General features: G+C 63.5%; 9 protein-coding genes and 1 tRNA gene. 8 read left to right on the top strand and 2 right to left on the bottom strand.

The features are described from left to right. Positions 1–727 precede the first annotated feature (727 nt). From QLH51_RS16750 to QLH51_RS16740, 3 genes are all read left to right on the top strand, one after another. Positions 728–991: a hypothetical protein gene (locus QLH51_RS16750; RefSeq protein WP_125661333.1), complete on the top strand. Its 264-nt coding sequence runs from the start codon at positions 728–730 to the stop codon at positions 989–991. 27 nt (positions 992–1,018) lie between these two features. Then, a complete protein-coding gene (locus QLH51_RS16745; RefSeq protein ID WP_125661336.1) occupies positions 1,019–1,534 on the top strand; it encodes a hypothetical protein in 516 nt (171 codons plus the stop codon). A 533-nt stretch (positions 1,535–2,067) separates the two neighbouring features. Continuing rightward, positions 2,068–2,904, top strand: a complete 837-nt coding sequence (locus tag QLH51_RS16740; RefSeq protein ID WP_125661339.1) for a hypothetical protein — start codon at positions 2,068–2,070, stop codon at positions 2,902–2,904. Positions 2,905–3,287: 383 nt separating this feature from the next. Here QLH51_RS16740 and QLH51_RS16735 read toward each other — a convergent pair whose 3' ends face one another. Continuing rightward, positions 3,288–4,862 (bottom strand): site-specific integrase, encoded by a 1,575-nt coding sequence (locus tag QLH51_RS16735; RefSeq protein WP_125661342.1) that lies wholly within the window; start codon positions 4,860–4,862, stop codon positions 3,288–3,290. Positions 4,863–4,952: 90 nt separating this feature from the next. Then, positions 4,953–5,039 (bottom strand) — tRNA-Leu (locus QLH51_RS16730). A 135-nt stretch (positions 5,040–5,174) separates the two neighbouring features. On the opposite strand from QLH51_RS16730, the gene QLH51_RS16725 reads away from it, so the two are divergent. The 5 genes from QLH51_RS16725 (at position 5,175) to gltB (ending at position 13,795) form a co-directional block, all read left to right on the top strand. Next, the gene (locus QLH51_RS16725) at positions 5,175–6,119 is read left to right on the top strand and encodes a complex I NDUFA9 subunit family protein (RefSeq protein WP_125661345.1); all 945 of its coding nucleotides are present in this window, start codon (positions 5,175–5,177) and stop codon (positions 6,117–6,119) included. Further along, a complete protein-coding gene (locus tag QLH51_RS16720; protein WP_241217978.1) occupies positions 6,116–6,961 on the top strand; it encodes an undecaprenyl-diphosphate phosphatase in 846 nt (281 codons plus the stop codon). The genes QLH51_RS16725 and QLH51_RS16720 overlap by 4 nt, the downstream gene beginning before the upstream one ends. 151 nt (positions 6,962–7,112) lie before the next feature. Further along, positions 7,113–8,558, top strand: a complete 1,446-nt coding sequence (locus QLH51_RS16715; RefSeq protein ID WP_125661348.1) for an NAD(P)-dependent oxidoreductase — start codon at positions 7,113–7,115, stop codon at positions 8,556–8,558. Then, on the top strand, positions 8,555–9,271 hold the full coding sequence (locus tag QLH51_RS16710; RefSeq protein ID WP_125661351.1) for a hypothetical protein: 717 nt from the start codon (positions 8,555–8,557) through the stop codon (positions 9,269–9,271). Before QLH51_RS16715 ends, QLH51_RS16710 begins: the two co-directional genes overlap by 4 nt. Then, positions 9,272–13,795 (top strand): glutamate synthase large subunit, encoded by a 4,524-nt coding sequence (gene gltB, locus QLH51_RS16705; protein ID WP_125661354.1) that lies wholly within the window; start codon positions 9,272–9,274, stop codon positions 13,793–13,795. Positions 13,796–13,798: the final 3 nt, after the last annotated feature.

Raw genomic sequence — 13,798 nt, 5'->3', positions numbered from 1 at the left:
CCTTCTTCTGTCATGCTCGCGGCGAGCGGTTTCGGTCCAGCCCATATGATCCCCGTGGTCTTCGCAACCCTCGGTGAATCACAACTGGCTGAAATCGCTCAACCTAATTTCCGGTTGGGCTCTAAGAGCGACGGGATGTGCCATCTTTAACAGGATGATGCATGGTATCGGACCACGGGCAATACAAGTCAGCTAATCAAACTCAACGATCATGCTTGCTGTAGTGCTCCTCCATAGTGACAGAGCGGATTTGCTCAATCCGGCTATCTATCTGTCCGGGGGGACCACGGGATACAGTCAATCTATCAAATCTAACGATCATACCATTATAGGTATATCCTAATCCACGGTTCAATACCGTATCTCCCATACACATTCTTCCGATTGATATCGTGCTCCGGTCCAAGGCAAGCATAAGCCCTTGTGTCGTAACCGCATAGGTATTGGGTTCTCTGGTCATGGTTTCCCAGACACCTAGCCGAGTGCGGTATCAATCTGAGGAATGCCTATCCTCTCCCCTTAGTGTCTTCCCATCTCCATGACTTCTGCCCATCGGCCATGGGTACGACACTAATAGGACTGCCAGTTATTCACGTTGCTCCTGTTGGTATCTGGCAGGCCCTTATTCCGAGCATATCAGATTACCCGTTCCTGTTTGCTTACGAGCAAACGGGACATCTATCTGTAAGTTTTGTCAATATTACTCCCTCCTATCGAAGGATGCACGATGAACCCCGTTCCTGTTAATCTCGATCGCATTCATGATCCCCGTGTTGCTGCCCATATTGAGAATGTGGATAGCCGTGTCCGTGGCGGCTTCCGCCTTTGCCTTGATATTCTCGGCATTCCGCTTCCCGACTACGCAAAGACTAAGCCTGCTGGCCGTCCCTCCATTGCAAAGCTGATGGCTGCTGCCGATGCCGATAGCGGCACTATCCGCACCTATCGCCATGAAAAGCGCGGCATCGGCGTATTCGCTCCGCGCCGTTAACTCCTTACCGCACTACAAGGAAAACCAATGACCAACATCAATACGATTGGCAGTATCGCCGATGAGATCGAAACTCTAAGCGCCAACCTCGCCAAGGCGAATGCCCTTACTGATCTACTTGGACAGCCTGCTATTGATGCAGTTAGCAAGCTCACTGGCGAATTGAAGGACGCGAAGGATCGCTTCGCTGCTGCCCTTGCCAAGCAAGATGCCGATGACCGGGCCAAGCGGCTTAGCCGTTTCTCAGATATCCGCGTTGAGACGAAGAGCAATGCGGACAACAACCTGATTAGTACGGGCTTCACTATCCGCTACATGCAGAAAACATGGGACGACAACCTCAAAGACTCTGTTCCCAAAGAGCATGAATGCAACGGCTTCGCTGCACTGGTCGATGATGCTTACGAATATCTCGTAACGCAAAAACCCCAAGCCATCCCTGCCGTCATCATGGCCCTTGCTCCCGGCAAGCCGCAGGAAGCAATGAGCATCTACATGCAGAGCAAGGCTCGCGGCTATTTCAAAGGCCAGCCATCCGCGTAATGGACGACCTGCATGATTGGGGAACGGGAGAGGCACCCAAGCCTCCCCGCTCATTCCCCGCTGATACCCGGCCTAGATGGCACGTCGAACCCCGTACCTTTGATGATCTGCTACAGCGGGCAGGCCGCTACGCTGACGCTACCCGAGCGCATGTAGAATGGGGCGCTGTCACTGCATGGCATTTGAGTGGCAAGGCCGATGCGGTCCTAGCTGCCGCCAATATCCCCAGCGGTGCGGTGGGCTTGTCTCTCCTGTTGACCCGGCAAGCGATCGAGCATGACGCCGGATGGCCCCAGCTTTCTGACCGGGCTGTAACGCCTGCAATCTACGACCTGCCAGAGGATGCCCAAGGCATTGCCCGCCGTATGGCCGTTGATGTTCGTGCGCTCTGGGAGGCTGCTGGCCGTCCCAATCTCGACGCTACCCGGTTCAAGCATGCTTTTCGCTTCCTAGTCGCCTGCATCCGCTTTGGATCGATCCCGCCACAGCGAACCATTGGCGACGTTCCGCCACTCCAATCCTAAGGAAAACCCATGACCGCACTAACTCCCCGCCAAGCCATTAAGGTAAAGGCGGCTCTCTCCCTTATTGCTATTCACGGCTATAATCCTCGCGCTGTACAGCAACAGGCACAAGCGGAGGTTGCCAAAGGCCAGCCCGCCAATGTGGCCTATAAGATGGCGCTAGATGCTTTCGCCAAACGCGTTCCGGCTTTGCGAGATACTTTGCATATCGCTGTCGATCTGATCCACAATAGCGATGATGCTACGGTCGCTCAGTATGACAAGGCGTTGACTGCCTATAACAACAGTGGCGACGAAAGCCATCTGGATAGCCTCGCCCCGATGATCCTTGAGGATGCGAAGGCGCTGGCAATCAGCAAGGGTGAAGTGACCGAAGCCGATGCCGCTAACTGGACCATTGCCGATGCGCTTGGCAGCACGGGTGACGCATATGCCGATACTCCTGATGTTCCCGATGCCGCCTCGATCCCGGCAGGGATGACCGTGGCAAGCTCGTTCGGTTTCAACGGCCTGAAACCCAATGCCCCTCAGGCTCCCGCAGTGCCCGCTCAGGCACCGGCAAGCGGCCCGCAGTGGATCATGGGTCCGACCGGCTATACCCTCGTGTCGCAGGCTCCCCCAGCCGCTCCGCAGGCGGGGCAGAGCATGACCGGCTATGATCCCTACAAGGGCGGACAGGATGCGACCGGCATCCGCGCACCCCAGACCGGAGACGCCGCCCGCCGCTCCCATGGCACCCCCGTCGGCGACATGGCCTATATGCAGTCGGCGACCGGCGTCCGTATCGCACCGACCGGGGAGGCTGCCCGCCGCGAGGCTGGCGTACCGCTTGGACCGGATGCCTGAGAACCTGCCTAGGAGAGTCGCTGAGAGGCGATAGCTCATCCCGGCCTACAGACACCCGAACGCTTCCAATCGACTCCTGACGGGGCTGAGCGGGGGCGAGACCGGGTATCTGTATGTTCGGTTCGTTCGGGGTCAAAGGTTCGCCTCGGCGTCCAATTCAGACCGCAATCTTATTTGCCGCTCTTGCTCATCAAGCCAATCCGCTTTGCGTCCCTCACGATTGCGCCACCATAAATACGCAATGATCGCAGCAACAGCGCACGCTTGGAAATACCCTTCCGCTTTGACACTGATGGGAAGCACAATTAGCGATAGAAGCCAGCATGTATCAGCCGTTATCCATCGCTCATATGGCATCGCTAGTATCCCGCTACAGGAATGGCCTACTCACTTGGTAGCGTCGCCTGTTCGCTCCGGCCAGTCATATTCAAACCCGGCACCCGATAAGATGCAATAGCCGCTACCATTACCCGCATAGATGGAGCAGCCCCGTACTTGTCGGCAGCGTCTTTACCTTCATGCCCTTGGAACTGCCGGCATACCCGCTCAGGGATACCGGCATCTACGGCATGGGTCTTCCATGTATGGCGGAATGAGTGAAAGACCTTGGCCTTATCCTCTATTCCACAATCCTGCTTATAGCGGCTGAACCACTGGCCTACCTTATCGGTTAGTTTCTTGCCGATGCCTACAGCTTTTAAGCCGGGGAATACACGGCCTGTTTGATCTGGCAGCTTCTGCACATAGTCGATGAACCCTAGCTCGATTAGCTTGGGATGCAGCGGGACCAGCCTATTGCTTGCCTCATTCTTGATCTGATTAGGCAAGGCATCGTCATCGGGCGTATCTGTAATGTCGATGCACCATACCTCTTGTCGCTTATCGTCATCGTCTATGTAGGCAACGGGCTTCACGTCCTGCACCCGTAGCTGTCCAATTTCTTCCCGGCGCGCACCCATGTACAGGGCTAGCAGGGGAAGCCAATAGACAGCTTCACCATATCCGCCCTTAGGCCGTTCGCCCTTGGCATGAACCGGGCCAGCGAACAGGGCATTGAGGTCATCGGCAGAGAAGTCTTTCCGCTTCTCTCCACGCTCAGTCACAGCCATCTTCACATCACGGGCCACGTTGACGGGTACGATATCCTCTTGCGCCGCCCACTCTAGCAGGGTCCGCAGGTAGGCCAGCCGATCCCGTACATTGACCTGAGAACGCGCAGGGTCCGCTATCAGCTTGCGCTTGTAGGCCATCACATCGGCCTTGGTGATTAGCTCGACGGACTTACGGCCCATCATGGCATTGAACAGCTTGGCATCCCGCCAGTAGGCATCCTTGCCACGGGGCGACGGCTTACGCTCAGCGGCCCAACCGTCGAGGATATCTGTATCTAGGTATTTGCCCTCGCCCTCATTGGAGGCATCCGGACTGTACTCGACGGCCTGATTTTGGCTTTCCGATGCGCGGGCAGTCTTTCCGTAGCGAGCTTGCATAGACGCGATCAGCGCCCCGGCATTCTCCCGCTCATGCCCGACTAACAGCTTGCCAGCCCTAGCCACGTCAGCCGGGGAAGCGTCTGTCTCTATCCCCGCTGCCAATGCATCCATGACCGGCTCTAGCCGCTCTATCTCACTGTCAGATGCAAACAGGTCGTCGGCCGTAAGCTCAGCCTGTAACTGGTCAGCTTCCCACCGCTTCCGCTCCCGTTCGATCTGGGACGCAGGCTTAGGGGCAATGATAGGGGGAGGGACGGCAGCGGCCTTATCCCGCTCAGCTTGCTTGAGCAGAGCATGGGCCGTCTTGGTGATATCAGGGATGAGGGCCTTAGCCGCTTCCCGGTCCTTTAGACCTAGCGACCGCTTAATCTCTCGCTTGCCAGCCATGAAGGGGCGCAGGTCCGCGGGTATCCCCATGCGGAAATAATAGACCCCGTTCGGGGCGCGATGGAGGTATGAACACATTGGCTGTCGTCCTCGTACCTTTGTACTAGACGCTCGTAAAAATCCTAGGATTTCTGCCAAACCCTAGGCTTTCTAAGCCTTAGGGGTGAATGGTGCCCAGAAGAGGACTCGAACCTCCACGACCTTGCGATCGCCAGCACCTGAAGCTGGTGCGTCTACCAATTCCGCCATCTGGGCACGGGGTAGGAGGGGGCCTCTACGGGTGGGTCGGCGGAGTGTCAACAACTTGTTGCGCGTTTTTTACGGGGTCCTTGCCGTTTTGCTGCGGGAGCGGCATGGGGACGGCACACAGGCAGGCACAAGGCGGACTCGATGAAGAACCAGTTGGTGACGCTGTTCGGTGGCGGCGGCTTTGTCGGCCGCTATGTCGTGCAGGAATTGCTGAAGGCGGGCGCGCGCGTCCGCATCGCGCAGCGCGATCCGCGGCAGGCGTTGTACCTGCGCACGCAGGGGGGGCTCGGCCAGACGCAGTTCGTCGCCGCCGACCTGTCGCGGCCCGATACCGTCGCGCGTGCCGTCGCCGGATCGGATGCCGTCGTGAACCTCGTTGGCATCCTCGAGGGTGATTTCGACAAGGTGCATGTCGCCGGCGCACGGACCATCGCCGAGGCTGCCGCTGCGGCCGGCGCAAAGGCGTTCGTGCAGATCTCGGCGATCGGCGCCGATGCCGCGTCGCCGTCCGCTTATGGCCGGTCGAAGGCGGCGGGCGAGGACGCGGTTCGCGCGGCGTTCCCGACCGCGACGATCCTGCGCCCCTCGATCGTGTTCGGGCGCGAGGACGGGTTCGTCAATCGCTTTGCCGGGATGATCTCGGCATCGCCTGCGCTGATCGGTCGTCCGATCGTGCCGGTGATGGCGGCCGGCACGAAGTTCCAGCCGATCTATGTCGTCGATCTGGCGCAGGTGGTGGTCAAGGCGCTGGCAGATCCCGAGCGTTTCGGCGGGCAGACCTATGCGATCGGCGGACCCGACGTGATCACGATGGGCGAACTCAACCGCTGGATCGCGCAGGCGATCGGGCGCGACGTGCGCTTCGTCGAGATTCCGAGCGATCTGGGCGGGGCGATCGCGGCGATGCCGCTCACCCCGATCAGCAAGGATCAGTGGGCGATGCTGTCGCGCGACAATGTCGCGGGCGGCGACGTGCCGGGGATCGAGGCGTTCGACGTGCGGCCGGTGCCGCTGGCGACGGTCGCGCCGGAATGGCTGGTCGTCTATCGCAAGTACGGCCGCTTCAACAAGGTGGCGCGCGCGTGACTCCTGCCATGGCGTGGCTGGAAGCCGCGATCCTCGGCATCATCCAGGGGCTGACCGAATTCCTGCCGGTATCGTCGAGCGCGCATCTGCGTATCGCCGGCGCGTTCCTGCCGTCGCATACCGATCCGGGCGCGGCGTTCACCGCGATCATCCAGATCGGCACCGAAGCGGCGGTGCTGCTGTATTTCCGCAAGGACATCTGGCGCATCGCGACCGCGTGGCTGGGCCAGTTCACGGGACGGCAGAACCATGCCGCGCGCGACAATGCGCGACTTGGCTGGCTGGTGATCGTGGGCACGTTGCCGATCGTCGTGCTGGGGTTGTTGTTCAAGGACGCGATCGAGACGTCGTTGCGCAACCTGTGGTTCACCGCGTTCAGCCTGATCGGGTTCGGCATCCTGCTGGGCATCGCCGACGTCGTCGGGCGGCGGCGCTGGGGGATCGACCGGTTGCGCTGGGGCAGCGGCATCGTGTTCGGGTTCGCGCAGGCGATGGCGCTGCTGCCCGGGGTGTCGCGATCGGGCGGGACGATCACCGCCGGGCTGTTCATGGGCTTCACCCGCGAGGCGGCGGCACGCTATTCGTTCCTGCTGGCGATCCCTGCGGTGCTGGCGTCGGGTCTGTACCAGCTGCACAAGACCTGGGGACAGTTCGGCCCCTATGGTCCCGGACCCACGCTGCTGGCGACGATCATTTCGTTCGTCGTGGGATATGCATCGATCGTCGGATTCCTGAAGCTCGTGTCGACGCGGGGGTATATGGCGTTCGTGGTCTACCGCCTAATGCTGGGCGGAACGCTGATTTACCTGCTCTCGCAGGGCTATATTACCGCAACGGCATAGGGCCGTTTCGGTTCTAAAAGTCCTTGTTGCGAGCGACTCTAAAGTAAACCGCAGGTCGACCTGCAAAACAAGGTCAGCATAGCTTACCTTAAGATCGTTTGTTGCGTGACTCCGTCGGCCAGATATGCTTTTCGGGCGTCCGGAGGGCATCATGGCCGATCAAGCAATGCTGAAGTTCGTTTCGCGACCACAGGCCTATCCGGCCAAACGCGAGCCCGAATTGCGCGCCGAGGATTTCCGCGAGATCGCGGAACGCTACGCGCCGCCGACGGCCGAGGATCAGGCGGGACGCTGTTCGCAATGCGGCGTTCCCTATTGCTCGGTCCATTGCCCGCTGCACAATCATATTCCCGATTGGCTGCGCCTGACCGCCGAGGGGCGGTTGCAGGAGGCGTATCAGCTGTCGAACAGCACCTCGACCATGCCCGAGATCTGCGGGCGCATCTGTCCGCAGGACCGGCTGTGCGAGGGCAATTGCGTCATCGAATTCTCGGGCCACGGCGCGGTGACGATCGGGTCGGTCGAGAAGTTCATCACCGACACCGCGTGGGAAAAGGGCTGGGTCGAGCCGGTCGCGGTGGGTCCGGCGCGTGGCCAGTCGGTGGGGATCGTCGGGGCGGGACCGGCGGGTCTTGCCGCGGCTGAATGGCTGCGCAACCTCGGCTACGACGTGCATGTCTATGACCGCCACGACCGCGCCGGCGGGCTGCTGACCTACGGCATCCCCGGCTTCAAGCTGGAGAAGCCGGTCGTCATGCGCCGCGTCGAGCGGCTGAAGGAAGGTGGCATCGTCTTCCACGAAGGGTTCGAGGTCGGGCGCGACGCCAAGCTCGACGAGCTGCGCGAGCGGCACGACGCGATCCTGATCGCGACCGGCGTCTACAAGCCGCGCGCGATCAAGGCGCCGGGCATCGGCAGCGGCGGGGTGGTCGATGCGCTCGATTACCTCACCACGTCGAACCGGATCGGCTTCGGCGACAGCGTGCCGGCCTATGACGACGGGTCGCTGAACGCGGCGGGCAAGAATGTCGTCGTCGTCGGCGGCGGCGACACCGCGATGGACTGCGTCCGCACCGCGATCCGCCAGGGCGCGACGTCGGTGAAATGCCTCTACCGCCGCGACCGCGCCAACATGCCGGGATCGCAGCGCGAGGTCGCCAATGCCGAGGAAGAGGGCGTCGAGTTCGTCTGGCTCTCCGCCCCCGCCGCGTTCGACGAGCGCGACGGACGGGTGGTGCAGGTCCGTGCGACGGGGATGCGGCTGGGCGCGCCCGACGCCAGCGGCCGCCGCGCGCCGGAAACCGATCCGGGCAACGAATTCCTGCTCGACGCCGATCTGGTGGTGAAGGCGCTGGGCTTCGATGCGGAGGACCTCCCGACGCTGTTCGATGCGCCCGAACTGGGCGTGACCCGCTGGGGCACGGTGCGGGTCGACGGCAAGTCGATGATGACGTCGCTCGACGGCGTGTTCGCGGCGGGCGACATCGTCCGCGGCGCGAGCCTTGTGGTGTGGGCGATTCGCGACGGGCGCGACGTGACCGAGCGAATGCACGCGTATCTCAAGGCGAAGGCCAAGGCCGCGAAGGTGGCGGCATGATCGCCGTGCTCGCCCTGCTGCTGGTGCAGGCCCCGGCAGCGGCCCCGGCCCCGCCGGCCTCGCCCGCCGCGACCGCCACGCTGTCGGCCGAGGCACGGGCCTTTGGCGAGGCCTATGTCCCGGCCGAGGCGACCACGCGCGCCGCCGTCGCGTCGTTCCGGACCGAAGGCGCCCGCGCACTGGCGCAGCAGCCGATGCTCGTCACGATCGAACAGCGTAACCCCGGGACGCGCGCCAAGCTGCTCGATATAGGTGCTACCGTCGTCGAGCGGAATTATCGCGAACGCCTGCCGGGCATGCAGCAGCGGATCGCGGCGGTTGCTGCCGCCAACCTGTCGGCGGCCGACCTGCGCGACGTGACCCGGTTCCTGTTGTCGCCGACCGGGCAGGCGGCTCAAAATGCGGTGGCGGCCAATGTCGATACCGCAAAGATCGCGGCGGCAGCGAAGACCAATGGCGCGCTCACGACGAACGACCTGACGGGTTCGATGAACCTCGTCGGATCGTTGCAGGCGATGACGCCCGCGCAAATCGGCGAACTGGCCAAGTTCAGCGCCACGCCGGCCGGTCGCCGGTTCCAGGCGGTGGTCCCGAAGTTGCAGGCGGCGGTGACCGACGAAACGAACAAGCTGGCCCAGGCGATCACGTCTGCCGTGGGACGGTCGATCATGATGACGATGCGGTCGCTGACCGCCCCCGCGAAGGGAAAGTAGATGACCATCGAATCCGAACGCCTCCGCCTCGCCGCCGAAGGCATGTATCGCCCCGAGTTCGAGGGCGATGCCTGCGGCGTGGGCATGGTCGCCGCGACCGATGGCAAGCCGTCGCGCCGTGTCGTGCAGTCGGCGATCGATGCGCTCCGCGCCGTATGGCATCGCGGCGCGGTGGATGCCGATGGCAAGACCGGCGATGGCGCGGGCATCCATGTCGACCTGCCGCACCGTTTCTTCGACGATGCGATCGCCGCGTCGGGGCACAAGCCGATGCACGCCCGCCTCGCGGTCGGCATGGTGTTCATGCCGCGCACCGACCTGGGCGCGCAGGAGACGTGCCGCACGCTGGTCGAATCGGAGATCATCGAGGCGGGCTGGTCGATCTATGGCTGGCGGCAGGTGCCGGTCGACGTGTCGGTGATCGGCATGAAGGCGCAGGCGACCCGGCCCGAGATCGAGCAGATCATGATCGCCGGCCCTGCGCCCGAAGAGATGGACGAGGCCGAGTTCGAGAAGAACCTGTATCTGGTCCGCCGCCGGATCGAGAAGCGGATCATCGCCGCGCAGATCACGGGTTTCTACTTCTGTTCGCTGTCGTGCCGTTCGATCATCTACAAGGGGCTGTTCCTCGCGGAGAGCCTGTCGGACTTCTATCCCGACCTCACCGACGAACGCTTCGAATCGCGCGTCGCGATCTTTCATCAGCGCTATTCGACCAACACCTTTCCGCAATGGTGGCTGGCGCAGCCGTTCCGCTGCCTTGCGCATAACGGCGAGGTCAACACGATCCGCGGCAACAAGAACTGGATGCTCAGCCACGAGATCAAGATGGCGAGCATCGCGTTCGGTGAACGCTCGGAAGACATCAAGCCGGTGATCCCGGCCGGCGCGTCGGACACCGCGGCGCTGGATGCGGTGTTCGAGACGATCTGCCGGTCGGGCCGCGACGCGCCGACCGCCAAGCTGATGCTGGTGCCCGAGGCATGGCAGGGCGCGTCCGACATGCCGCCGGCGCATACCGCGATGTACGATTACCTCGCGAGCGTCATGGAGCCGTGGGACGGCCCCGCCGCGCTGGCGATGACCGATGGCCGCTGGGCGGTCGCCGGGCTGGATCGCAACGCGCTGCGCCCCTTGCGCTACACGCTGACCGGTGACGGGCTGCTGATCGTCGGGTCGGAGGCGGGCATGGTCCCGGTCGCCGAGACGACGGTGGTTGAAAAGGGCCGGCTGGGGCCGGGCGAGATGCTCGCCGTCGATCTGGGCGAGGGCAAGCTCTACAAGGACCGCGCGATCAAGGACAAGATCGCGGGCGAGGCGGACTATGCCGCGATGACCGGCAAGTTCCTGACGATCGACGACCTGCCCGCCGCCACCGCCGAGCCGCTGCGCTACGACCGCGCCGAACTGGCCCGGCGGCAGGTGTGCGCCGGACAGACGCTGGAGGATATGGAGCTGATCCTGTCGCCGATGGTCGAGGGGGCCAAGGAAGCGATCGGATCGATGGGCGACGATACGCCGCTGGCGGTCATTTCCGACAAGCCGCGCCTCATCAGCCACTTCTTCCGCCAGAATTTCTCGCAGGTCACCAACCCGCCGATCGACCCCTTGCGCGAACGCTATGTCATGTCGCTCAAGACGCGGTTCGGCAACCTCGCCAACATCCTCGACACCGGCGACCGGGCGAGCGCGGTGCTGGTGCTCGACAGCCCGGTGCTGACCAACACCGACTGGCTGCGGCTGAAGGCGCATTTCGGGAACCAGGCGGCGGAGATCGACTGCACCTTCCCGGCGGGCGAGGGGCCGGAGGCGCTGCGCGCCGCGATCGCCCGGGTCCGCGCGCAGGCCGAACAGGCGGTGCGCGAGGGGCGCAGCGAGCTGTTCCTGACCGACGAGCATCTGGATGCGACCAGGGTGCCGATCGCAGGCGTGCTGGCGGCGGCGGCGGTACATACGCATCTCGTCCGCAAGGGGCTGCGGTCCTATGCGTCGATCAACGTGCGGTCGTCGGAATGCCTCGACACCCATTATTATGCGGTGCTGATCGGCGTCGGCGCGACGACGGTGAACGCGTATCTGGCCGAGGCCGCCATCGCCGATCGCCATGCGCGCGGGCTGTTCGGCGAGATTTCGATCGACGAGGCGCTGAAGCGCCACCGTACCGCGATCGACGAAGGGTTGCTCAAGATCCTGTCGAAGATGGGGATCGCGGTGATCTCCAGCTATCGCGGCGGGTACAATTTCGAGGCGGTGGGATTGAGCCGGGCGCTGGTCAACGACTTTTTCCCCGGGATGCCCGCGAAGATTTCGGGCGAGGGCTATCATTCGCTGCACGTCAACGCGACGCAGCGGCATGACGCGGCGTTCGACAGCGCGGTCGTGAACCTGCCGATCGGCGGCTTCTATCGCCAGCGCGGCGGCGGTGAGGCGCATGCCTACTCGGCGCAGCTGATGCACCTGTTGCAGACGGCGGTCGCGACCGACAGCTATTCGACCTACATGCAGTTCTCGCGCGGGGTGCGCGATCTGCCGCCGGTGTATCTGCGCGACGTGCTGGAGTTCAACTTCCCCGAGACCGGCGTGGCGATCGATCAGGTCGAGGCGATCACCGAAATCCGCAAGCGCTTCGTGACGCCGGGCATGTCGCTGGGCGCGCTGTCGCCGGAAGCGCATGAGACGCTGGCGATCGCGATGAACCGCATCGGCGCGAAGGCGGTGTCGGGCGAGGGCGGCGAGGACAGCGTCCGCTACCAGCCGTACGAGAATGGCGACAACGGCAATTCGGTCATCAAGCAGGTGGCGTCGGGCCGGTTCGGCGTCACCGCCGAATATCTGAACGCCTGCGACGAGATCGAGATCAAGGTCGCGCAGGGGGCCAAGCCCGGCGAGGGCGGGCAGCTGCCCGGCTTCAAGGTGACCGAGTTCATCGCCAAGCTGCGCCACGCGACGCCGGGCGTGACGCTCATCAGCCCGCCGCCCCACCACGACATCTATTCGATCGAGGATCTGGCGCAGCTGATCTACGACCTGAAGCAGATCAACCCGAAGGCGCGGGTGTGCGTGAAGCTGGTCAGTTCGGCCGGCATCGGCACCGTGGCGGCGGGCGTGGCGAAGGCGCATGCCGACGTCATCCTCGTGTCGGGCCATGTCGGCGGGACCGGCGCGAGCCCGCAGACCTCGATCAAGTACGCGGGCACGCCGTGGGAAATGGGGCTGAGCGAGGTCAACCAGACGCTGACGCTGAACGGCCTGCGCGGGCGGGTGGTGCTGCGCACCGATGGTGGCCTGAAGACCGGGCGCGACATCGTCGCCGCCGCGATCCTCGGCGCCGAGGAGTTCGGCATCGGTACGCTGTCGCTGGTCGCGATGGGCTGCATCATGGTGCGCCAGTGCCATAGCAACACCTGTCCGGTCGGCGTGTGCGTGCAGGACGAGCGGCTGCGCGCCAAGTTCACCGGCACGCCCGAAAAGGTCATCAACCTGATGACCTTCATCGCCGAGGAAGTGCGCGAGATCCTGTCGCGCCTCGGCGTGCGCAGCCTCGACGAGGTGGTCGGGCGGACCGAGTTCCTGCGGCAGGTCAGCCGGGGCGCGGAGCATCTCGACGACCTCGACCTCAACCCGATCCTGGCGAAAGTCGATGCGGACGAGAGCGAGCGGCGCTTCAGCCTGTCGACCTTCCGCAACGAAGTGCCCGACAGCCTCGATGCGCAGATGATAAAGGATGCGGCGGCGGTCTTCTCGCGCGGCGAGAAGATGCAGCTGACCTATTCGGTGCGCAACACCCACCGGGCGGTCGGCACCCGGTTGTCGAGCGAGATCACGCGCAAGTTCGGCATGTCGAAGCTGGCCGACGGGCACGTCACCGTGCGGCTGCGCGGTTCGGCGGGGCAGAGCCTCGGCGCGTTCCTGTGCAAGGGCATCAAGCTGGAGGTGTTCGGCGACGCCAACGATTATGTCGGCAAGGGGCTGTCGGGCGGGATCATCACCGTCCGCCCAATGGTGTCGTCACCGCTGCTGAGCCACGAGAACACGATCGTCGGCAATACCGTGCTGTACGGCGCGACCTCTGGCCGGCTGTTCGCGGCGGGGCAGGCGGGCGAGCGCTTCGCGGTGCGCAATTCGGGCGCGACCGTGGTGGTCGAGGGCTGCGGCGCGAACGGGTGCGAATACATGACCGGCGGCGTCGCGGTGGTGCTGGGGCGGACCGGCACGAACTTCGGCGCGGGCATGACCGGCGGCATGGCGTTCATCTACGACCATGACGACAGCTTCGAGCGGAACCACAATCCGGAGAGCATCACGCTCCACCGGCTGGGGACGGCGCATTGGGAGAATGTGCTGAAGGGCCTGATCACCGAGCATCATGCCACCACCGACAGCCGCTGGTCGGGCGCGATCCTCGAGGATTGGGACCGGGCGAAGCAGCGCTTCTGGCAGGTGGTGCCGCGCGAGATGCTGACCCGGCTGGCGCATCCGCTGCGCGACGAGGCCGAGGCCGTCCGCGCCGGGGTCGCCGCCTGAGCG

The organism is Sphingomonas sp. 2R-10, assembly GCF_030062225.1.
In the GTDB taxonomy this organism is placed as follows: Bacteria; Pseudomonadota; Alphaproteobacteria; order Sphingomonadales; family Sphingomonadaceae; genus Sphingomonas.
The sequence above is the reverse complement of the archived record's forward strand: the minus strand, read 5'-3'. Positions and strand labels throughout refer to the sequence as shown.